Here is a 21,728-nt window from a genome sequence, read left to right on the forward strand (position 1 = left end):
AACCTTTGTATCTGTTGTAAATGCTTGCAACAGCACTAGCGTGCCATTTTTCGCTGTCTATAATCGTTTTCGACCGAGCCGCCATCCAGAGGTCGGCGTGTCGCTACTCTAAAACGGACAAAAGGACGAAATCATGAAGAAACTGCTCGCGCTGCTGATGATCACCGCCGCCATGGCCGCCTGCGGCAAGAAGGACGAAGCCCCGGCCACGTCGAGCGCCGAAAGCGCCATGCAGAACGCCGCCGAATCCGCCAAGGCCGCCGCCAGCGATGCCGCAGCCGCCGCCGGCCATGCCGCCGATGCCGCCAAGGCTGCCGCGAACAGTGCCGCTTCCGATGTCTCGGCCGCTGCCGACAAGGCCAAGGAAGACGCCGACAACGCCATGGCAAAGGCCAAGGAAGCTACCAAGGACGCCGTCAACGCCAGCGCCGACAAGGCCAAGGACACCGTCAACAAGTAATTCCCGCACCTTACGCGTTTCACGCTGCCCGCAGCGATCGCGCGGGCGGCCCGAAAGTGCCCGCCGCTCAGGCAAGCGCGTTACACTGCAAACCCCGTCCGGGCGCCTCCCGACGGGGTTTTGCTTTTCCCTTGTTCGTTTTCGCTTCCGGTCTTCCGTCTTGCGCCCCCGTGGCGCGCCTCGCCCTGCCCCGCCGCCCCATGTCCAGCACCCAGTCCAACGCCTCCTCCGCAGCCGCCGGCCCGCATGCCGCCACGCCAGTCGCCTTGCCTGAAGCGGCCACTGTGCGTGAAGTCCTGGCGTTGGCTGCCGCAGCGGGATTGCCGGCGCTCGAAGCGCGGCTGCTGGTGAGCCACGTCACCGGGTTGTCCCGCACGCAGTTGATCACCCGCGATGACGAAACGCTGAACCCCGTCCAGCGCGAAAGCATCGCGGCCCTGCTGGGGCGCCGCTTGGCCGGGGAGCCGGTGGCCTACCTGCTGGGTGAACGTGAATTCTTCGGGCGCGGCTTCCGCGTCACGCCCGATGTGCTGATTCCGCGCCCGGACACGGAAATCGCCGTGGAAGCCGCCTTGAAGCTGCTGGCCCCGCTGCCATCCCCGCGCGTGCTCGACATGGGCACCGGCTCGGGCGCGCTGGCAGTCACCCTTGCATGCGAGCGTCCCGACGCCGAAGTCTGGGCCACCGACATATCGCCCGGCGCCCTGCAGGTTGCCGAAGGCAACGCACGCGCGCTCGGCGCCGCCAATGTGCGCTTTCTCGCCTCCGACTGGTATGCCGGGCTGCCCGGCGGCCTGCGCTTCGACCTGATTGTCAGCAATCCGCCCTATATCGCCGCCGGCGACCCGCACCTGGCCCAGGGCGACCTGCGCTTCGAGCCGATCGACGCGCTGACCGATCACGGCGATGGTTTGTCCGACCTGGCCGCCATCGTGGCCGGGGCGCGCGCGCGCCTGCATGCGGGTGGCTGGCTGCTGATGGAACATGGCTATGACCAGGGCCAGGCTGCGCGCGACCTGCTGGCCGCGGCCGGCATGACGGAAATCTTCACCGTGCGCGACCTGGCGGACCACGAGCGCTGCACCGGCGCGCGGCTGCAACCCGCGTCCGGGGCGGGCGCCTGAAGCAAGCGGCCGATTCCGGTAAAATCAATCGCTTGCAGGCGCGTACATCACGCGCCCTCCGATTTCCAGATGGCGGCGCCCGAACCGGCACCGCATTCAACCGTAAAGAGACATCATGAGTGACGTGCAGCAAAAGATCGACCAGATCGTCAAGGGCAGCCCGGTGGTCCTGTTCATGAAGGGCACCGCCCAGTTCCCGATGTGCGGCTTCTCCGGCCGCGCCATCCAGATCCTGAAGGCCTGCGGCGTCGACGCGCCGACCACGGTCAATGTGCTGGAAGACGAAGGCATCCGCCAGGGCATCAAGGAATACGCCAGCTGGCCAACCATTCCGCAGCTTTACGTGAACGGCGAATTCGTCGGCGGCTCGGACATCATGATGGAGATGTACCAGAACGGCGAACTGCAATCGCTGCTCAAGGCCTGAGCGCGCGATGACCGCAGCGGGTGACGCCAAGCCGCGGCGCATCGTCGTCGCGATCACCGGCGCCACCGGCGCGGTCTACGGGGTCCGCCTGGTACAGATACTCAGTGCCGCGCCCGGCATCGAAACCCACCTGCTGATTTCGCCGGCAGGCGTGATGAACCTGCAGCACGAACTCGACATGGGCAAGGCCGAGGTGGAAGCGTTTGCCCACGTCGTCCACAACGTGCGCGATATCGGCGCGACCATCGCCAGCGGCTCCTTCGCAGCCCACGCGATGGTGGTGGCGCCCTGCTCCATGCGCACGCTGGCGGCGGTAGCCCACGGCATGTCCGACAACCTCATCACCCGCGCCGCCGACGTCACGCTCAAGGAGCGCCGCAAGCTGGTGCTGATGGTGCGCGAAACGCCGCTGAATCTAGCGCACCTGCGCAATATGACCGCCGTCACCGAGATGGGCGGCATCATCTTCCCCCCGGTCCCCGGCTTCTACCAGAAGCCGCAGAGCGTGGCCGAACTGGTCGACCACACCGTTGGCCGCGTGCTGGACCTGATCGACGTACCGCAGACACTGGCGCCGAGCTGGGCCGGACTCAACGGCCAGGCCTGAAACCTCCCGCAAACGCAGCGCGGCAGGCGCCTGCGGTGCCCGCCGTCAACGCCAGTAGCGATAACGGCGGCCGTATCCGCCGTAGTAGCCGTATCCACCGTAATAGCCCGGGCTCACCACCACCGCCGGAGCGGCATAGACCGGTGCGGGCGCAACGGCAACCTCGCCGCCATAGCCCGGATAAGCCGGGTACACCGCGCAACCGCCCAGCATGGCGGCACCCGCTACCGCGATTCCCATCATCCACGTCTTCATTTCATCGTCCTTGCGGCTTTGTGTAGCCTCAAGAACGTTATACGGGCCAGCTTGGTAATACAGGGTCAACGCCCTGTAACCCTTGTTACGAATCGCAACGTTTAGGCGAAGGTAAAAACCCGCGCGACCACCCTATATCTCAAACCTGACCCCCTGCGCCAACGGCAACGCGTCGCCATAGTTGACCGTATTGGTAGCCCTGCGCATATACCCCTTCCAGGCATCCGACCCGGATTCCCGCCCCCCACCGGTGGCCTTCTCCCCACCAAACGCGCCACCAATCTCCGCCCCGCTGGTCCCGATATTCACATTGGCGATCCCGCAATCGCTCCCCGCGGCCGACATGAAGCGTTCCGCCTCGCGCAGCGACTCGGTGAAGATGCAAGACGACAAGCCATGCTCCGACGCATTGTTCAGCGCGACGGCCTCCTCCAGCATGGTGTAGGGCATCACATAGAGAATCGGCGCGAAGGTTTCCGTCAGCATCGTCTCGTGCTGGCGATCGGTCAGCACCAGCGCCGGCCGAACATACTCGGCATTGGGGAAACGCTCCGCCAGCACGCGCTCGCCGCCGTGCACGGTGTTGCCGTGCTCGCGGCACCGGAGCAGCGCGCGAGCCATGGCGGCACCGGCAGCGCCATCGATCAGCGGGCCGACCAGGGTCGACTCGGCGAGCGGATCGCCCACCTGCAGGCGGCCGAACACCTGGACCAGCCGCGACGTCACGGCTTCCAGCACATCGACATGCACGAAGGCGCGGCGCAACGAAGTGCAGCGCTGCCCCGCGGTGCCGGCGGCGGAGAACGTCATGGCGCGGATGGCCAGTTCAAGGTCGGCCGATGGCGCGATGATCGCGGCGTTGTTGCCGCCTAGCTCCAGGATGGCGCGCTTGAAGCGTTCGGCGCAGGCAATGCCCACTTCGCGGCCCATGCGGGTGGAGCCCGTCGCGCTGATCAGCCGCACATCGGCATGCTCGACCAGATGCTGGCCCAGCGCCTGACCGCCCGGGAGCACCGTGGCGATGCCAACGTGCTGCGGCGCCGCGATCTCCAGCACGCCGTCCAGCAAGCCTTGCATCGCCAACGCGCACAGCGGGGTCTTCTCCGACGGTTTCCAGATCACCCCGTTGCCGCACACCAGCGCCAGCGCCGCGTTCCAGGCCCATACCGCCACCGGGAAGTTGAAGGCAGAGATGACGCCGCACAGGCCATAGGGATGCCAGGTCTCGCGCATCGCATGCTGGGGCCGCTCGGAAGCGATGGTCAGGCCGTGCAGCTGGCGCGACAGGCCAACCGCGAAGTCGCAGATGTCGATCATCTCCTGTACCTCGCCCAGCCCTTCCTGCAGGATCTTGCCGGCTTCGAGCGAGACCAGTTGCCCGAGATGCTTCTTGTGCTCGCGCAGGACTTCGCCAAAGCGCCGCACGACTTCGCCCCGCACCGGCGCGGGCACCAGCGCCCAGCTTGCCTGCACCGCACGGGCGCGCCCGATGCGTGCATCGGCATCAGGCAACGTGCATGCGGGCAGATGCCCGAAGGCCTCGCCGTCGATGGGCGAGCGCACCGGCAATGCGCCGGCCGGACCTTCGCCGTCGCGCCAGGGCGCCGTCAGCCCGATGGCCTGCCAGCAGGCCGCGAATTCCTTTGCTTTCATACCATTGCCTCTTGAAGCGGATGACGGGTGTAGTGTCGGCCGAAACGGTTGGCCAGGAAAGTGTCCAGCGGCATCGCCTCCTGCGGCACGAAGCCGGCCTGCGGCAGTTCGCCGCTGGCAACCAGGTCCAGCGCGGTGCAGATGCCGGCCGCCGTGGTGAGCTGGATCGCATTGACGTGGCCCGCGGCCGTATCGGCACCGCCGATGCGCACCGAGAACGAAGCCTGCGTCAGCGGGCCACGCCCGCCCTTGCCGCCTGCCGCATAGCCGGTTGCGTTGGCGAACACGATCACCACATCCTGCCGCGTGGCGGGAATCGCGCTCTCGAAAATTTCCCGCATCCAGTCGCGGCGTTCGCGCAGGCGCAGGTCGTTGAGCAACAGCTTCATTACCGCGCAGTGCCCCGGATACCGGATCGACTTGTAGTCCACGTCGCGCGCCCGGCCGGCCAGTGTCTCGGGCAAGGTGCCGAGCCCGCCAGACGTATTAAAGGCTTCGTACTCGATGCCGTCCAGCGAGAAACTCTCCAGCCCTTCCAGTGCGGGCACTTCCACGCGGCGGCCATCGACGATGGCTTCGCACGGATTGCAGTATTCGTTGATCAGCCCTTCCGTGCTCCAGGTCAGGTTGTACTTGAGTGCATTGCTCGGGTAGCGCGGCAGCGCGCCAACGCGCATTTTCAGGTCGAGCAGTTCGCCGCCGCCACGCAGGAAGCGCTGGGCGAGATCGTTGCCGACCACGCCGATAAACCCCGGTGCGAGCCCGCACTGCGGCATCAGCACGGAGCGCGCGCCTTCGGCCAGCCGGCGGACGGCGTGGGTGGCGGCAACATCTTCGGTCAGGTCGAAATAGTGCACGCCGAGGCTGACCGCGACCGTGGCCACGGCGACGGCGGCATGGAATGGCAGCGCGTTGAGCACGGCGTCCGCGCCGCCCAGCAGGCAGGCGCAATCCTGGTCCTGGCCCGGGTCGCCGACGCGCACGGCGATGCCTTCGGGCAAGCCTTCGAGATGGGCGGGTTCGCGGTCGACCAGGGTGACGCGGTAGTCGCCGCTGTCATGCAGCATGACGGCGATGGTGCGGCCGATCTTGCCTGCGCCCAGCACGACCACGCGCATCGGCATCTGCCTGGCATTGCGGGCGGGGGTGCCGGGAGTAACGGAAACGGCCGGGTTGGCGGGCTGCGCGGCGGACACCGCGGCTTGGGTGGTTCGTCCAGTCTGGTCCAGATGGCCGGTTGGCGTGATGCAGGTCATGATGTCCCTCGTGGAAAGTGTGGATCGGCCTTCGTCCGTGCTTGAAGTATGGTTGCGGGCAAAGCCAGAATGAAGGGACAAGATTGACGAAAGGGCCTCACAATCGAACGAATCGACGAGACCATCGGTCGAATCGTCAAGACCGACTTGTTTTCTGCCTTCGCGAACCGCGCCAAGCCCATGACCGAACTCGATCAGACCGACCGCCACCTGCTCTCCCTGCTGCAGGCCAACGCGCGCGAGAACGCCGCCAATCTCGCGCGCAAGCTCGGCATTGCCCGCACCACCGTGGTGGCCCGGATCGCGCGGCTCGAACGCGACGGCGTGATCGCCGGCTATGGCGTGCGGCTTGGCCAGGAGATGGAAGACAATGCCATCCTGGCGTTCTGCGGCTTGTCGGTGATGCCAAAGACCGCGCCGGCCGTGGTGCGGGCGCTGCAGCGCTTTCCCGAGATCGAGGAACTCAATTCGGTCAGTGGCCCCGTGGACTACATGGCGGTGATCCGCTGCGACACGCATGCCCGCCTGGACAAGCTGCTCGACGAAATCGGCGCGCTGGACGGCGTCAACCACACCACCACGTCGATCGTGCTGGCGCGCAAGATCGACCGGCGCCGGGCCGCGGGCTGACACAGCGGCGAAAGCGCAAAAGGCTTATGCTGCACAACTTGGCAGGCAGCCGGGACATCCCGGAAAACCATCCAGATCAGGAGAGCAAGACGATGAGCAATCGCATTCGAGTCGCCGTGGGCGGCGTGACCGGCTGGGCCGGCGGCGAACTGGCGCGCGGGGTGGCGCACGCGGACGATATGACGCTGGTGGCCGGGTTGTCGCGCGGCGCCGCCGGGCAGACCTTGGCCGAACTGACCGCGCACAAGGGCACACCCGGCGTGGCGGTGGCCAGCATCGACGAACTGGCGGACGGCGCCTGCGACGTCTATGTGGAATACACCAAGCCGGACGTCGCCAAGCGCAACATCCTGCAGGCGCTGGCAAAGGGCGCGCATGTGGTGGTCGGCACGTCGGGGCTGTCGGACGAGGACTACGCCGAGATCGACGCCGCCGCGCGCCAGGCCGGGCGCGGCGTGCTGGCCTGCGGCAACTTCGCCATTACCGTGGTGCTGCTGCAGAAGTTCGCCGAGATGGCCGCGCGCCACCTGGAGCACTGGGAGATCATCGACTACGCCAAGGCCGGCAAGATCGATGTGCCCTCCGGCACGGTGCGCGAACTGGCGTATCGCCTGGGGCAGGTCCGCGAAGCCGCGCAAGTGGTCCCCGTCGACCAGGTCAAGGGCCCGAAGGAAACCCGCGGCGCGACCCTGTCCGGCAGCCAGGTGCACGCGGTGCGGCTGCCTGGGTACCAGCTGGGCGTGGAGGTGATCTTTGGCGCCGACGGGCAACGCCTGCACCTCAAGCATGAGGCCGGCGATGGCTCCAAGCCTTATGTGTCCGGTGCGCTGCTGGCGATCCGCAAGGTGCACGCGGTGACCGGGCTGGTGCGCGGGCTGGACAAGGTGATGGAAGGGCTTTGAGCTTCGCTCGCCTCTCGCCCCGAGAGGAGAGGCGAGCAAGCACAATCCGGCACTTCAGGCGGCGCTGGCGCGCCCTCTCACCACTTCCCGTCCTTCCCCTTCTTCGCCTCCGGCTTGCTCGCCGGCGCCGCCGGCGCTGCCGAAGCGGCATTGGGATTGAGCTGTTGCGCCATGGCCTTGTCCTGGTCGGCCATCAGCACGCGGGCCTGGGGCAGCAGCATTTCGATGGTGCCGTTGTTGGGATCGTCCGGAATGGCGTAAAGCTCCACGGTCAGCGGCTTCCTCATCCAGCCGGCATGCGTGCTCTTGACGGGCTGGCCGGCCTTGTCCTTCATCTCCACCTGTTCCGAGCGGAAGGGCTTGCCGTAACGCGCGGTCAGGCTGTCCACCGCCGTCTTTTCGGAGCGCACGCCATCGGTCGGCACGATCAGCCCGACCAGGGCGTTGCGGTCCACAAAGGCGACTACGTGCGGGCCGTCCATGAAGGCGGGCCGCTTGTCGCGCGGTACGCCGACCTGGCGCATCACGCCGTCGCCGCGCACTTCGACGCACAGGGCGGTCACGTCGCGGCCATCGGGGGTGCGCTTGTCGGCGCAATCGGGCAGCGTGGGCAGCGGGCTGCCGATCTCCAGGCTCTCGAGCATCGGCGCCAGTTTGTCGGCGGCGCCATCCTTGGGCGCGGCGCCCGCCCAGGGCGAAACCAGCAGCAGGCTGGCAAGGGCCAGCCCGGCGAGGGGGTATTTCATCCAGACTCCTGAGAAAAGCTCCGGATTGGAGCGCCCCCTGCGCGCGTGGTTCCTGCCGGACCCACAAGGTGGCAAGGCAGGCACTCCGCCGGGGGTTAATGCGACATATTCAGCACGGCGTTGGCCAGCACTGCCAGCAAGACTAACAGCAACCCCCACAACAGCAGCCGCGGCACCCGGCTGGGCGGCAGTTGCCGCTGCGGCGAGCGCGCCGATGGCGGCAGCGGTGAACGCCGCCGGGTATGGCCGTGCAAGCCGCGCGTATGCCACACCGTATCCGGGCCGAGATCGCGCAGGGCGGTGCTTTCCTTGCCCGGCGGTTTCTGCGGCGGCACGCCCGGCGCGCCTTGCTGGCGGCGCCGCGCGCTCGGCGGACGTTGGGCGCCGGTGCTGTCCGGCGGTCGTTGCGTGGCCATCTGTGCTCCCCGGTTCATCGTGCCGGCGCGGGTCCTGATGTGCCGCCGGTACACAGAGCCGGGCACCTGGCCTGCGCGCCGCTCATGTTAAGGCAAAGCGGCGCCGCAAAACCGTGGCTTCGCCCGGCTTATGTGGCCGGCGCCACTTTTCGCGTGACGCTCAGCGCTTCGCGGCGGAAGGTATGCGCGACATGGTGGTAGAACGGATGCGGGCAGAACTGGCGCGCGAGGAAGGAAGCCAGCAGCGAAGCGGCCAGCAGGAAGAGCGTGAGATCCTGCGAGCGCGTCATCTCCATCACGATCACGCTGGCCGTGATGGGTGCCTGGGTGGCGGCGGCCAGGAAGGCCGCCATCGACACCAACGCCAGCACGCGGGGCTCGGTCATGCCGCCGAAGATGTGGCCGACCCACTGCGCCACATTAGCGCCGATGCCGGAGCCGATCGCCAGCGAGGGCGTAAAGATGCCGCCGGGAATGCCCGCGAAATACGACACCACGGTGGCCACCAGCTTGGCGATGCCGAACCACAGCGTGCTGTGCGGCTCGCCGTTGATCAGCCCGGCGGCCTGCTCGTAGCCGGTACCGAAGGTCGCGCCGCCGGTGGACCAGCCAATCACCGCCGCCACCAGGCCGCACAGGAATGCCACCAGCACCGGATGCTCCACCGGCCAGCCGCGCAGCCGTGCCGGCAGCAGCGCCGGCACGCCGCCGATCAGCAGTTTGGCGAACAGGCCGCCGAGCACCCCATTGACCAGCGCGCACAGCAGTACCGGGCCCCAGGCGTCGTGCAGCGCAAGGATCGGCGTCTTGACGATGAAATACGGGTTGTTGCCCAGGATCGCCAGCGACAGGAAGCCGGCGGTCAGCACGCCCGAGAGCACCAGCCGGTCCCAGCGCACGGCGGTGCCGCGGCCAAGTTCCTCAATGGCGAATACCACGCCGGCCAGCGGCGTATTGAAGGCCGCGGCCAGGCCGCCGGCGGCGCCGGCGGCGATCAGTGCATTGGGGTGGAAGCCGATGCGGAACTGCAGGCGCTCTTGGCACCAGCGGCCCCAGGCCAGCATGGCGGCGGCGCCCACCTGCACCGAGGGGCCCTCCCGCCCGATCGACGCGCCCGCCAGCAAGCCGCCCGTCGTCAGCAGCACTTTCCACATCGACTGGCGGAACGACACCAGCACGGTCTGCGCCGGCCCGGAGGGCGGCAGGTTGACCGCCGCGATCACTTGCGGAATACCGCTGCCGCGCGCCTGCGGCGCCAGCCGGATGGTGAGCCAGCGCAGCGCGGCCAGCCCGAATGGCAGCAGCACGAAGGTCAGCCACGGCGTACCGGCGGTCAGCTGGTAATTCCAGCGCAGCGCCACTTCGGCAATCCACGCGAATATCAGCGAGAACAGCGCCACGCAACCAGCGCCGCACATGAAGACGGCGTAGCGCAGGGTGGTTCGGGAGATGCGCCACATCTGGCGCGATTTGCGGCCGGCGGCAAGGCGGGCGCGGCGGCGCAGGGCGTGCAGGCGATCGGTTTCGGCGCTGGGATCGCGCAGGGGACCGGCAAGGGGCTCTTGGTGCGGATCAGGCTCTGAGTCGTTCATGGCGCGGCGGGCGTGGGCAAGAGAACGCCGTGACTGGCCCGAAGGCCGAATGCATCACGGCGCGACAGAACTATACGCCGATCGCCGCCAGCCGGCCGGCGCGCGCCATGGCGCTGCGCCACGGCTGCCGCCGCTCGCCTGGCGCGCCTGCGCTCAGTCCAGGCTGATGTTGTTGGCGCGGATGACCTTGCCCCAATGCGCGCGGTCCGCTTCGATATAGCGATCGATCTCGGCCTGGGTGCGCGGTTGCTGGATCACCAGCCCCAGTGCGCTGAAGGTGGCGCGGAACTGCGGGTCCTTGAGCACATGCGCGGCCGCGGCCTGCAGCTTTGCCACGGCCTCGGGCGGGGTCTGTGCCGGCACGGCGAGGCCGAACCAGGTGGCGGCCTGGAAGTTGGGATAGCCGCTCTCCGCCACGGTCGGTACATTGGGCAGCACCTCCAGCCGGGTGCGGCCGGTCACCGCCAGCGCGCGCAACTTGCCGCCCTTGATGTGCGGCAGCGAGGTACTGACCACGTCCACCATCAGCTGCACGTCATTGGCGAGCAGCGCCGACAGCGCCGGCGCGCTGCCGTTGTATGGAACGTGAGTGACCGAGATGCCGAGTTCGGTCTTGAGCATTTCGGTGGCCAGCTGCAGCGCGTTGCCGAGCCCGACCGAGGCGTAGTTGAGCTTGCCGCCGCTGGCCTTGGCATACGCCGCGAACTCGCGGATATTGGTGGCCGGCACCTGGTTGTTGGTCACCACCACCAGCGGCACCTCGGCGCCGATGCTGAAGATCTTGAAATCGCGCGGCGGATCGTAGGCGATCTTCTTGTAGAGCATCGGGTTCAGCACCATGCTGCCATTGGTGGCCAGCACCATGGTGTAGCCATCTGCCGGCGCGCGCGCCACGCTCTGCGTGCCGATCATGGTGGCGGCGCCGGGACGGTTCTCCACCACCACCGTCTGTTTCAGCTCGCGGCTCATGCCGTCAGCCAGCCCGCGCCCGAACTGGTCGGTAGAGCCGCCCGGCGTATAGGGCACCACCAGCTTGATGGGACGGTCGGGATAGGCGGCCACGGCCAGTTGCGCACAGGCCAGGATGGCGACGCCGGCGCAGGCGCGCCATCCGGTTTTCCAGCTTTGCATGGCTAGTCTCCTTGGTTCTTCTGATGTTCTCGGTCTTGCCGGTATGTCCGGGCTGCGCCGCGCTCAAACCCGCCGCGCGCGCCCTTCCCAGTATTTGTCGCGCAGGCGGCGCTTGGCCAGCTTGCCGGTATCGTCGCGCGGCAGTTGCGCTTCCACCACGATGGTGCGCGGCACCTTGAAGCCTGAGAGGCGCTGGCGCAGCCATTCGATGATCGCGCCCTCCTCCAGCATGGCGCCCTGCACCGGCTGCACCATGGCCAGCAGGCGTTCGCCATACTCGTCGTCGGGCACGCCGAACACCACGCAATCGGCCACGCCGGGGTAGCGCACCAGTTCGTGCTCGATCTCGGCCGGGTAGATGTTCACGCCGCCGGAAATCACCATGTCGGAGGCGCGGTCGCAGATGAACAGATAGCCATCGGCGTCGAGATAACCCATGTCGCCCAGGCTCACCAGGCCACCGCGGTCGATGGCGCGGCGGGCTTCGTCATTGTTGCGGTAGGTGAAATCGGGGTAAGCCGGCTGCCGCACATAGACCAGCCCGATCTCGCCGGGCGCGCAGGCCTTGCCCTGCTCGTCGAGGATGCGCACTTCGCCATCGTCGACCGGACGGCCGGCGGTGCCGGGCTTGGCCATCGCGTCGACCGGCGTGGCCACGGTGATCATGCCGGCCTCGCTCGACGCGTACGTTTCATGGATGACCGGACCGAACCAGTCGATCATGGCGCGCTTGACCTCGGGCGCGCACGGCGCGCCGGTCGACGCGACGAAGCGCAGCGAGGAGAGGTCGTAGCGCGCACGCACCTCCGGCGGCACCTTGAGCATGCGCACATACATGATGGGCACCAGGTAGAGCACGTCGATGCGGTGCTTCTCCACCAGCGCCAGCACCTGCTCCGGATCGAAGCGCGCGCACAGCACCAGGCGCTCGCCGAGCTGCAGCGCATTCTGGATGAATACGCCCGGCGCGCTGTGGTACAGCGGCGCGGCCATCAGCGCGCGGGTGCCTTCCACGATGCCCATGGTCTGCGCCACCACCGAGCGCATGCGCGCGAGTTGCGTTTCCAGCGTGGCCAGCGGCACCGCGGCGCGCAGCACGCCCTTGGGGCGGCCGGTGGTGCCGGAGGTGTAGGCCATGTGGCCGCGCGGCGCCACGCGCGGGCCGGCGTACGGCGCCTGCGCATCGAGCCAGCTTTCATAGTCGGTGGCGCCTGCCGCGCTGTCCTTGCCCGGCACCGCGACCGCCAGTACCTGCACGCCCTCGGGCACCGCCGCGCGCACGCCGTCCAGCAGATCGGCATGGACGATCAGCGCCCTGGCGCCACTGTCGGCCATCAGGAAGCGGATTTCCTCGACGGTGAAGTGCCAGTTGATGGGGCAGTAATAGACGCCGGCCGTACGACAGGCGTGGACGATATCGGCAAAGACCGGATCGTTGCGCAGCAGCACCGCGACCACGTCGCCTTCGTTGAGCCCAAGCGCGCGCAAGCCGCCAGCCAGGCGCGTGCCCCGCTCAAGCAGGTCGGCGGCGGCAAGGCGGGTATCTTCGAACCAGAGGTCGGCGGCCATTATTCGTTGTCTCCAGATTGGTCGGGTGTCGGGGAAGGCGTGGGTGCATTCACCGTGCGCGCGGCGCGGTCGGCGGCGTTCCTGGCGGAGATGCGTTCGCGCGCGGCCTGCCATTCGGCATCGCCCCAGCCCAGGTATTGCTTGAAGTAAGCGCCGTTGGCGAGCCAGTCTCCGCCATCCAGCGCAATGGTCTGTCCGTTGATCCACGAGTTGTCGCGGGCCAGCAGGAAGGCGGCGAGGTTGCCGATGTCCTGCGGCTGGCCGATGCGACCGGTGGGGTTCTGGCCGCTCAGCTGGTCTTGCTGCGAATCCTGCGGGCGCAGTCGCGAGCCCGCGCCTTCGGTGGGGATCACGCCCGGCGCGATGGCGTTGCAGCGGATGCCGTGGCGGCCCCACTCCACGGCCAGCGACTTGGTCATGGCGTCCACGCCGGCCTTGGACATGGCCGACGGCACCACGAAGGGCGAGCCGGTCCAGACCCAGGTCACCACGATGGAGAGCACCGAACCGGGATGGCCGTCGCGGATCCAGCGCTTGCCCACCGCTTGCGTCATGTAGAAGGTGCCGCGGAAGACGATGTCGGAGATGGCGTGAAAGCCATTGGGCGAGAGGTCCTCGGTGCGGCTGATGAAGTTGCCGGCGGCGTTGTTGACCAGGCAGTCGAGCGGGCCGTGTTGGGTCCAGATGGTCTCGATCATGGCGTCGACGGCGGCGGCATCGCGGATGTCCACCGCGTGGGTCACGACCTTGACGCCGTGCTGCTGCCGCAACGACCCGGCGGCCTCGTCCAGCACCGGCAGCCGGCGCCCGCACAGGTGAAGCTCCGCGCCCAGCCCGGCCAGGCGCTCGGCCATGATCAGACCCAGCCCGGTACCGCCGCCGGTGATCAGCACACGCTGGCCAGCGAAAAGATCGTTCTTGAACATGGTGTCTCCTGCTTGTTGTTCGCGTCGTTGGCGTCGTTGCGCCCGCCTGGCCCCGCTCCCGGCAATCCGGCAGGGAACGGACACTGTAGTCCTGACGCCCGGCATCGACAATTCCCCTGCGGCGACTCACAATGTTGCGCCATACGCGACAATACTCCTGGGAATCCCGGATGGACCTCAACCTCATCCAGGCCTTCGTCGACATCGTCGAGGCCGGCAACTTGTCCGAAGCGGGACGGCGGCGCGGCGTCACGCGCTCGCAGGTCAGCCGCCAGCTGCGCGAACTGGAACACCAGGCCGGCGCGCAGTTGCTGCGCCGTACCACGCGCCGGCTGGAGTTGACCGAGCCTGGGCGCTCGCTGTACCAGCACGGCCTGCGCATCCTGCAGGAAGTGGCCTCGGCCCAGGCGGAGATCGACAGCCTGGGCACCACCCTGCGCGGCCACGTGCGCCTGAGCGTGCCGACCGGTCTGGGCGACACCTTCCTGGCCCCGCTGCTGCTGGAGTTCACCGGCCAGCATCCAGGCATCTCCCTGCGCGTATTCTTTGCCAACCGCGTGGTGGACCTGATCGCCGCCGAGATCGACGTGGCGCTCAAGGTCACCTCGCAGCCGCCGCTGGACCATGTGGCGCGCGACATCTGCGCGATCGACTGGCAGCTCTGCGCGTCGCCCGCCTACCTGGCGCGCAACGGGCCGCTACACGCCCCGGCCGACCTGGCGTGGTGTCAGTTCCTGTGCCCGCCCTACCCCGCGCGGCGCTTCGTCCTCACGCTCGACCGCGGCGAGCAGCGCGAGCAGGTGGAACTGATCCCGCACCTGCAGTCCGAACATTTCCCCTTTCTGATGCGCGCGGTGCGCGACGGCCATGGCGTGGGCCTGCTGCCGGTCTATGCCGGCTGGGACGATGTGCGCGAGGGCCGGCTGGTGCCTGTGCTGACCGACTGGAAGCCGGAGGGCCTGGGCAGCCGGCTCTACATCATCACCACGCCCAACCTGCATCCATCGATGGCCACGCGCGCGCTGATCGATTTCCTGCGCGCGCGGATTCCGGCCCTGGATGTATTCAGCGATGCGATGCGCCAGACACTTTGCTGATCCCCCTGGTCTTTTCGTGTGGCCCCGGCGCCCCGCGATGCAAAGCGAGCCCCCCAAGCGATGTGAAGCGAGCCGTCAAGGTGTACCAGGCCGTATGGGGCGCCTTTTTTGCCTACTTTTTTGGCAAGACAAAAAAGTAGGTCGCCCCCCGCAGGGGGTGAAACCGCCTTTGACTTTAAGCCTTTGACTTTGATTTTGCAGGCAAGCAGTTGTAGCCATCCACCAGCCCCTAAAGACAAACCGCTCCGAACATCGCACAGAGTTATCCCCCACACCCAAGCAAACTTTCAAATTGCAAGTTAAGATGCGCGGAACGCCCTGGCTTGCAAATCGAAAGTAAACGCCGAGGGCCAACCGCTAGTCAGATGGAGAGGACCATGGGCCACACCGACTTTGCCAGCATGCCATGCCCCATCGCCCGCTCGATGTCGGTGCTAGGCGAGCGCTGGGCCATCCTCCTGCTACGCGAAGCGTTCTACGGCAGCACCCGCTTCGACGAATTCCAGCGCCACCTGGGCATTGCACCCAACATCCTCAGCGCGCGCCTGAAAAGCCTGGTCGAGCACGGCATGCTGGAACGCCTGCCTGCCCCCGACAGCGCGCGGCACGTCTACCACCTCACCGAGAAGAGCCGCGACTTCTTTCCCGCCTTTGTCGCCCTGAAGGCCTGGGCCGACCGCTGGATGAACGATGCGTCCGGCCCGCACACCGTGCTGCAGGACAAGCGCACCGGCGCCGCGATTGCCGCGCCGGCACTGGCACGCGCGGACGGCAGCCCGCTGACGCTGGACGACCTGCGCGTAGTGCCCGGCCCGGCCGCCAGCGGCGCCCTGCGGCGGCGCCTTGCCCGCGAAGGCGATCCAGCCGTACCGGCCAAGCGCGAAACGACGGATGAAACGGAGTCCAGCCATGAATGAACCCCAAGCCAATCCGCTGGCGGCAGCCACGCTGGCGTCCGTGACTACTACCGCCCCCACGCAACCGTTGATGCGCGAACTCTTGCGCCGCATTCTCGTACTGGCCGCACCCACCAGCCTGATCGCGTTCCTGCAGGCGGGCGCACAACTGATCGAAACCTGGCTGGCGGCGCGCCAGGGCACGGCGGCACTGGCGGGCTGGGCAGTCGTGCTGCCCTTCGCCCTGCTGCTGCAACAGATGTCAACCGGCGCCATGGGCGGCGGCGTGGTATCCGCCATCGCCCGCGCGCTCGGCGCGGGCAAGCGCGAGGAGGCTTCCTCCCTGGTGTTGCATGCGCTCATCATCGCCATCACGGCGGGGCTGGTGTTCGCCGTGGCGATGGCGGGCTTCCCCCGCGGCATCCTGGGCGCGGTGGCCGGGCAAACGGCTGCCGACGCGGCCGCCACCTATGCGATCTGGCTGTTCGGCGCCGGCGCGGTGCCAGCGTGGCTGGCCAACACGCTGGCTTCCGTGCTGCGCGGCGGTGGCCGCCATGCACTGGCGGCGCGCGTGCTGTCGCTGATGTGGATCGCCTTCCCTATCCTGGCCTGGGCGCTGGCCGAGCCGGCCGGCATGGGGCTGGCCGGCATCGGCGCCGCACTCGCGGCAGTGTCGTGGGTGGCGGCGCTGGCCATGGCCTGGGTAGTGCTGCGCGGCGGCGCCGGCTTTGTGCCAATGCTGCGGATACGTCCATCGCGCGCGCTGTTCGTGCGCATCCTGTCGGTAGGGCTGGTGGCCTGCGCCCTGGCATCGGTGGCTAACCTGACCACCATCCTGGTGACGGCGGAATTGCGTCATTACGGTACGGCCGCCGTGGCTGCCTACGGCATCTCCGCGCGGCTCGAATTCCTGATGATTCCACTGGCTTTCGGCGTGGGCTCGGCCCTGACCGCGCTGGTGGGCGGCGCCGTGGGCGCCGGCGACTGGGTGACCGCGCGCCGTACCGCCTGGGCCGGCGCGTTGCTGGCGCTGGCGGTAGCCGGGGCGGTGGGTGCGGCGGTGGGCCTGGCGCCGGAGGCCTTTGCCGGGCTCTTCACCAAGGACGCCGAAGTCGCCGGCATCGCCGCACGCGCGCTGTCCTGGGTCGCCCCGGCCTTTGGTGGCTTCGGCCTGGGCATGGCACTGTACTTTGCCTCGATGGGCGCGGGCCGCATGGGCTGGCCGATGGGGGCCGGCGTGGCCCGCATCGCCCTGGCCGCCGGTGGCGGCTGGGTGCTGGCTAACATGGCCGGCATGGGTCTGGACGGGCACTTCCTGGGCGTGGCGCTGGGCATCAGCGCCTACGGCGTGGTGACCGCGCTGGGCGTGCGCGATGCCAACTGGTCCGCACGCTAGGGCTAGCTAGGCGAATTGCGCGAATCGCGCGCATCGCCTCAGCGCTGCACCACACGCGCGTCGCCGCCCATCCCGGCGTCCCTGACCTCGGCCGGCACCGCCGGCCATCCGCCGCCCAGCGACTTGTACAAGGCCGCCGCGCCATTGAGCACGTCGACCTGGCCCTGGATCGCAGCAAGCTGGGTGTCGAACAGCTTCTCCTGCGCGTTGGTGACTTCGAGATAGCTGGAGTAGCCACTCTCGTAGCGCGCGCCGGCCTGGTCGGCGTACACCGTCAGGCTGCGCTCCTGATTCTGCAGGCTGCCCAGCCGGTTGCGCGTTTCCAGCCCGTTGGCCAGCGCGGTGTTCACATCGGCCAGCGCCGCCAGCACACTGCTCTGGTAGGCCAGCATGGCCTGCTCGCGCTGTGCGCCGGCAGTCTGCACCTGGCCGCGGATGGCGCCGCCCTGGAAGATGGGCTGCGTCAGCCCGGCAGACATGCCCCACACCTGCGAGGCGCTGTGCCACAGCGCGCCCGGCGAGGCCGCGATTGCGCCAAACAGGCCCGACAAGTTCACGGCCGGCAGGTAGAGCGCTTCGGCAGCACCCAGCAGCGCGTTGGCCGCCACCGCATTCTGCTCGGCCTGCAGCACGTCCGGGCGGCGCGCCAGCAGGGCTGCCGGCAGGTCGGCGCCAACCGGCGGCACCTGCAATTGCGCGATGGACTTGCCGCGCTCGATCGGCCCGGCCTCGCGCCCGAGCAGCACCGACAGCGCGTTCTCCGTCTGTGCAATGGACGCGCGCAGCGGCGGGATCGATGCCTCGGTGGCGTAGTAGTCGTTCTCGGCCTGCGCCAGCTCAAGCTGCGAGACCACGCCGCCCGCGTAGCGCATGCGGAAGATATCCAGCGCGCGGCTGCGGGAGTCCAGGGTCTGGCGGGCAACATCCAGCTGCGCGTCAAGCCCGCGCAGGCTGGCATAGCCCTGCACCACCGAGGCGGCCAGCGCCAGCACCACGCCACGCCGCGCATATTCCGCGTTCCACAGGTCGGCTTCGGCGGCTTCCGCCTGGCGGCGGATACGGCCCCACAGGTCGATTTCCCAGCTTGCGTTGGCCAGCAGCTGGTAGCTGTTGCCTGGCCGCTCCAGCGATGCGAACGGCGTGCCGTTGAAGGTGCCGGCGCGCTGGCGCGTGGCCGATGCCGACAGCCCGACTTGCGGGAACAGGCCGGAGCGCGCCACCAGCAACTGCCCGCGGAACGCGTCGATGCGCGCGGCGGCGATGCGTACGTCGTAGTTGTTGCGCAGCGCGGCGTCGACCAGTGCGTTCAACACCGGATCGCCGAAGCTGTCCCACCAGGCGCTGTCCGCGGCCACGGTCAGCGCGCCGGTATCGAGGCGGTACTGCGGCGGCTGCGCGACGTCCGGACGGCGATAGTCCGGCCCGAGCGCGCAGGCGCCCAGCGCCATCGCGCATGCGGCCAGGAGCAGGCGGCGCGCGCTCACGATGCCTCTCCCGCCGCGGCTTCGGACTGCACAGCCGGGGCCGGCGCGCCTTTGCGGCTGGCCCATTTGTCGGCGGCCGTGCCGATCAGGTAGGAGAACAGCGGCACGAACACCAGCGCCAGCGTGGTCGCGGCAATCATGCCGCCGATGATGCCGGTGCCGATCGAGTGCCGGGCGTTGGAGCCCGCACCGCTGGCGATAAACAGCGGCACCGCGCCCAGGATAAAGGCCAGCGACGTCATCACGATTGGCCGCAGCCGCAGCTTGGCCGCCTCCACCGCGGCGTCGGCGTGCGACATGCCCTCCTTCTGCTTCATCACCGCGAACTCCACGATCAGGATGGCGTTCTTCGCCGCCAGCCCGATCAGCGTGACCATGCCGATCTGGAAATACACGTCATTGGACAAGCCACGCATCAGGATGGCGAGCAGCGCGCCGAACAGGCCAAACGGCACCGCACTCAGGATTGAGAGCGGCAACGACCACGACTCGTACTGCGCGGCCAGGATCAGGAACACCATCACGATGCCGAACACAAACACGATGGTGGTGGTGTTGCCCGACTTCTTCGCCTCGAACGCCTCGCCGCTCCAGCCGTAGGCGTAGCCCACCGGCAACGCTTCCTTCGCCACCGCCTCCATCGCCGCCAGCGCCTGGCCCGAGCTGTAGCCAGGCGCAGCATCGCCGGTGATCTTGGCCGCCGGGAAGTTATTGAAGCGCGACAGCAGGTCGGGGCCGCTGCTGTAGGTGGTCTTGAGCAGGCCGGACACCGGCGCCATCGCCCCGCTTTGCTGGCGTACGTAGAGGAACTGCAGGTCGTTCGGATTGGCGCGGTACTGCGGCTCGGCCTGCAGGATCACCTGCCAGACCCGGCTGTATTGCGAGAACTGGCTGATGTAGAGCGAGCCGAATTGCGTCTGCAGCGTGCCATAGACATCGGCAATGGGCACACCCATGGTCTCCGCCTTCTCCTTGTCCACTTCCACCCGCATCTGACGCGAGGCGGCCTGGATGGTGCTGTTGAGGTGGCCCAGCTCCGGATGGCTGGCGGCGGCCTTGATAAAGGCGCGCGTAGTCGCCTCCAGCTCCGCGGTGGTGCCAGTGCCGCGGCTTTGCAGCCAGAACTCGAAGCCGCCCTGCGAGCCCAGTCCGGGGATCGACGGCGGATTGACCGGGATGATGATGGCTTCGGGAATGGCGCGCAGCTTCGGCGTGATCGACTGCAACATGCCCGGCACCAGCAGGTCGGGCTTGTTGCGCTCGCCGAACGGCTTCATGGCGACGAAGACCGTGCCGGCATTGGTCTTGTACTGGCTGTCGATAAAACTGTAGCCGGACAGCGCGGAGGCGTCCTGCACCGCGGGGTGCTCGCGGAACATGGCCGCCACCTGCGAGGTGATTTTCTCGGTACGGTCCAGGCTGGCGGAATCCGGCATCATCACCGCCACCAGCACATAGCCCTGGTCCTCGGATGGCACGAAGGCGGTGGGAATCCGGTTGAACAACTGCCACACCGCCAGCAGCATCAGGCCGAAGCAAAGCATCGCCACGACCGAGCGCCGCATGAACACGCGCACCCAGCCGCCATAGTGATGCACCAGCCGGTCGAAGCGCTTGTTGAACCAGACAAAGCCGCGCCACGGCTCGTGATGGCCCGGCTTGAGGATCAGCGCGGCCAGCGCCGGCGACAAGGTCAGCGCGACGAAGCCCGAGATCACCACCGACACCACGATGGTCAGCGCGAACTGCCGGTACAACTGCCCGGTGGTGCCCGAGACGAAGGCCACCGGGATAAACACGGCCGAGAGCACCAGCACGATGGCGATCACCGGGCCGGTCACTTCCTTCATCGCGCGCAGCGTGGCGTCCTTTGGCGACAGGTGGAACTCCGCCATATTGCGCTCGACGTTTTCCACCACCACGATGGCGTCGTCGACCACGATGCCGATCGCCAGCACCAGCGCGAACAAGGTCAGCAGGTTGATCGAGAAACCCAGCGCCAGCAGCCCGGCAAAGGTGCCGAGGATCGAGACGAACACGGCCAGCACCGGGATGATGGTGGCGCGCACGTTCTGCAGGAAGATAAACACCACCAGCACCACCAGGATCACCGCCTCGATCAGGGTGTGCACCACCTCGTCGATGGATGCGCGCACGAATTCGGTGGTGTCGAGCGCCACCTTGTAGCTCACACCCTTCGGGAACGTCTTGGACATCTCGTCCAGCGCCTTCTGCACGTCCTTGGCCACCTGCAGCGCGTTGGAGCCGGGCTGCTGGTACACGGCGATGATGGTGGCCGGCTTGCCGTTGAGCGCAGAGCGCAGCGTGTACTGCTGCTGGCCGATCTCGGCGCGGCCCACGTCGCGCAGGCGCACCACCGCGGCGCCGGTATTGTCTGCGCGCAGGATGATGTTCTCGAACTGCTCCGGCGTGGTCAGGCGCCCCGGCGTGACCAGCGGGAAAGTCAGTTCCACCGGCTTGCTGTTGGGCGCCTGCCCCACGCTGCCGGCGCCGAACTGTTCATTCTGGCTCTGCACCGCGCGTTGCACGTCCTGCGCGGTGATGCCCAGCGCCGCCATGCGGTCAGGCTTGAGCCAGATCCGCATGGCAAGGTCGGCCGAACCCATGATCTGCGCCTGGTTGGCGCCGTTGACGCGCTTGATGGCGTCGAGCACATAGAGGTTGGCGTAGTTGTTGATGTACTGCTGGTCGAAGCTGCCATCGGGCGAATACACGCCGATCAGCAGCAGGAAGCTGGAGGAGCGCTTCTGCACATTGATGCCGGTCTTCTGCACGGTGTCGGGCAGCTGCGGCAGCGCCAGGTTGACGCGGTTCTGCACCTGCACCTGCGCGGTGTCGGGATCGGTGCCGATGTCGAAATACACGTTGAGCGTCATCGACCCGGTGGGTGACGACGTCGACTGCATGTAGATCATGTTGTCGGCGCCGTTGACCTGGGTCTCGATGGGCGCCGCGACGGTCTGTGCCACGGTGTCGGAATCCGCGCCGGCATAAGTGGCGCTGACCGTGACCTGCGGCGGGGTGATGTCGGGGTACTGGGCGATCGGCAGGGCGAACATCGAGACCAGGCCGCCGATCACGATGATTAGCGACAGTACCGCCGCAAAGATGGGCCGCTGGACGCAGAAGGCGGAGAGCAT

General features: G+C 67.8%; 21 protein-coding genes. 10 read left to right on the plus strand and 11 right to left on the minus strand.

Annotated features, from left to right (window positions below; translation table 11 throughout):
* Positions 1–133: 133 nt before the first annotated feature.
* From AC1DS6_RS10095 to AC1DS6_RS10110, 4 genes are all read left to right on the plus strand, one after another.
* On the plus strand, positions 134–460 hold the full coding sequence (locus tag AC1DS6_RS10095; RefSeq protein WP_045238844.1) for a hypothetical protein: 327 nt from the start codon (positions 134–136) through the stop codon (positions 458–460).
* Between the two features lie 200 nt (positions 461–660).
* Positions 661–1,584 carry a peptide chain release factor N(5)-glutamine methyltransferase gene (gene prmC, locus AC1DS6_RS10100; protein ID WP_441628964.1) on the plus strand — a complete coding sequence of 308 codons (924 nt, stop codon included), beginning with the start codon at positions 661–663 and terminating at the stop codon, positions 1,582–1,584.
* A 115-nt stretch (positions 1,585–1,699) separates the two neighbouring features.
* A complete protein-coding gene (grxD, locus tag AC1DS6_RS10105; RefSeq protein WP_035875397.1) occupies positions 1,700–2,011 on the plus strand; it encodes a Grx4 family monothiol glutaredoxin in 312 nt (103 codons plus the stop codon).
* Positions 2,012–2,018: 7 nt separating this feature from the next.
* A complete protein-coding gene (locus AC1DS6_RS10110; protein ID WP_045238842.1) occupies positions 2,019–2,618 on the plus strand; it encodes a UbiX family flavin prenyltransferase in 600 nt (199 codons plus the stop codon).
* A gap of 45 nt (positions 2,619–2,663) precedes the next feature.
* Here the strand turns inward: AC1DS6_RS10110 and AC1DS6_RS10115 are convergent, their stop codons facing one another.
* The 3 genes from AC1DS6_RS10115 to AC1DS6_RS10125 form a co-directional block, all read right to left on the minus strand.
* Positions 2,664–2,873 (minus strand): hypothetical protein, encoded by a 210-nt coding sequence (locus tag AC1DS6_RS10115; RefSeq protein ID WP_441628961.1) that lies wholly within the window; start codon positions 2,871–2,873, stop codon positions 2,664–2,666.
* Between the two features lie 132 nt (positions 2,874–3,005).
* Entirely contained in the window at positions 3,006–4,526 is a 1,521-nt protein-coding gene (gene amaB, locus AC1DS6_RS10120) for an L-piperidine-6-carboxylate dehydrogenase (protein WP_441628959.1), read from the minus strand.
* Positions 4,523–5,650, minus strand: coding sequence for a saccharopine dehydrogenase family protein (locus tag AC1DS6_RS10125; RefSeq protein ID WP_441628973.1), 1,128 nt, complete (start codon positions 5,648–5,650; stop codon positions 4,523–4,525). The genes amaB and AC1DS6_RS10125 overlap by 4 nt, the downstream gene beginning before the upstream one ends.
* A gap of 312 nt (positions 5,651–5,962) precedes the next feature.
* On the opposite strand from AC1DS6_RS10125, the gene AC1DS6_RS10130 reads away from it, so the two are divergent.
* Positions 5,963–6,412: an Lrp/AsnC family transcriptional regulator gene (locus tag AC1DS6_RS10130; RefSeq protein WP_441628957.1), complete on the plus strand. Its 450-nt coding sequence runs from the start codon at positions 5,963–5,965 to the stop codon at positions 6,410–6,412.
* 92 nt (positions 6,413–6,504) lie between these two features.
* Positions 6,505–7,314, plus strand: coding sequence for a 4-hydroxy-tetrahydrodipicolinate reductase (gene dapB, locus AC1DS6_RS10135; protein ID WP_441628955.1), 810 nt, complete (start codon positions 6,505–6,507; stop codon positions 7,312–7,314).
* Positions 7,315–7,391: 77 nt separating this feature from the next.
* Here the strand turns inward: dapB and AC1DS6_RS10140 are convergent, their stop codons facing one another.
* From AC1DS6_RS10140 to AC1DS6_RS10150, 3 genes are all read right to left on the minus strand, one after another.
* Positions 7,392–8,060 carry a hypothetical protein gene (locus AC1DS6_RS10140; protein WP_441628953.1) on the minus strand — a complete coding sequence of 223 codons (669 nt, stop codon included), beginning with the start codon at positions 8,058–8,060 and terminating at the stop codon, positions 7,392–7,394.
* Positions 8,061–8,155: 95 nt separating this feature from the next.
* On the minus strand, positions 8,156–8,476 hold the full coding sequence (locus tag AC1DS6_RS10145) for a hypothetical protein (protein ID WP_441628951.1): 321 nt from the start codon (positions 8,474–8,476) through the stop codon (positions 8,156–8,158).
* Positions 8,477–8,604: 128 nt separating this feature from the next.
* Positions 8,605–10,068 carry a chloride channel protein gene (locus AC1DS6_RS10150; protein WP_441628949.1) on the minus strand — a complete coding sequence of 488 codons (1,464 nt, stop codon included), beginning with the start codon at positions 10,066–10,068 and terminating at the stop codon, positions 8,605–8,607.
* Between the two features lie 29 nt (positions 10,069–10,097).
* Between AC1DS6_RS10150 and AC1DS6_RS10155 the strand changes: the two genes are divergently transcribed.
* Positions 10,098–10,235 carry a hypothetical protein gene (locus tag AC1DS6_RS10155; protein WP_441628947.1) on the plus strand — a complete coding sequence of 46 codons (138 nt, stop codon included), beginning with the start codon at positions 10,098–10,100 and terminating at the stop codon, positions 10,233–10,235.
* Here AC1DS6_RS10155 and AC1DS6_RS10160 read toward each other — a convergent pair.
* The 3 genes from AC1DS6_RS10160 to AC1DS6_RS10170 all read right to left on the minus strand — a co-directional run bounded on the left by AC1DS6_RS10160 (position 10,222) and on the right by AC1DS6_RS10170 (position 13,694).
* Positions 10,222–11,199 (minus strand): Bug family tripartite tricarboxylate transporter substrate binding protein, encoded by a 978-nt coding sequence (locus AC1DS6_RS10160; protein ID WP_441628945.1) that lies wholly within the window; start codon positions 11,197–11,199, stop codon positions 10,222–10,224. The genes AC1DS6_RS10155 and AC1DS6_RS10160 overlap by 14 nt on opposite strands.
* A 63-nt stretch (positions 11,200–11,262) precedes the next feature.
* Positions 11,263–12,768 carry an acyl-CoA synthetase gene (locus AC1DS6_RS10165; RefSeq protein ID WP_441628943.1) on the minus strand — a complete coding sequence of 502 codons (1,506 nt, stop codon included), beginning with the start codon at positions 12,766–12,768 and terminating at the stop codon, positions 11,263–11,265.
* On the minus strand, positions 12,768–13,694 hold the full coding sequence (locus AC1DS6_RS10170; RefSeq protein ID WP_441628941.1) for an SDR family oxidoreductase: 927 nt from the start codon (positions 13,692–13,694) through the stop codon (positions 12,768–12,770). Before AC1DS6_RS10170 ends, AC1DS6_RS10165 begins: the two co-directional genes overlap by 1 nt.
* A 170-nt stretch (positions 13,695–13,864) precedes the next feature.
* Between AC1DS6_RS10170 and AC1DS6_RS10175 the strand changes: the two genes are divergently transcribed.
* The 3 genes from AC1DS6_RS10175 to AC1DS6_RS10185 all read left to right on the plus strand — a co-directional run bounded on the left by AC1DS6_RS10175 (position 13,865) and on the right by AC1DS6_RS10185 (position 17,083).
* Entirely contained in the window at positions 13,865–14,791 is a 927-nt protein-coding gene (locus AC1DS6_RS10175) for a LysR family transcriptional regulator (protein WP_441628939.1), read from the plus strand.
* Positions 14,792–15,168: 377 nt separating this feature from the next.
* Positions 15,169–15,708 (plus strand): winged helix-turn-helix transcriptional regulator, encoded by a 540-nt coding sequence (locus AC1DS6_RS10180; protein WP_441628937.1) that lies wholly within the window; start codon positions 15,169–15,171, stop codon positions 15,706–15,708.
* Positions 15,709–15,778: 70 nt separating this feature from the next.
* On the plus strand, positions 15,779–17,083 hold the full coding sequence (locus AC1DS6_RS10185; protein ID WP_441628971.1) for an MATE family efflux transporter: 1,305 nt from the start codon (positions 15,779–15,781) through the stop codon (positions 17,081–17,083).
* Between the two features lie 38 nt (positions 17,084–17,121).
* Here AC1DS6_RS10185 and AC1DS6_RS10190 read toward each other — a convergent pair whose 3' ends face one another.
* Positions 17,122–18,567 (minus strand): efflux transporter outer membrane subunit, encoded by a 1,446-nt coding sequence (locus AC1DS6_RS10190; protein ID WP_441628935.1) that lies wholly within the window; start codon positions 18,565–18,567, stop codon positions 17,122–17,124.
* Positions 18,564–21,728, minus strand: a complete 3,165-nt coding sequence (locus AC1DS6_RS10195; protein ID WP_441628933.1) for an efflux RND transporter permease subunit — start codon at positions 21,726–21,728, stop codon at positions 18,564–18,566. The genes AC1DS6_RS10190 and AC1DS6_RS10195 overlap by 4 nt, the downstream gene beginning before the upstream one ends.

The organism is Cupriavidus sp. 05L310 (assembly GCF_056398185.1).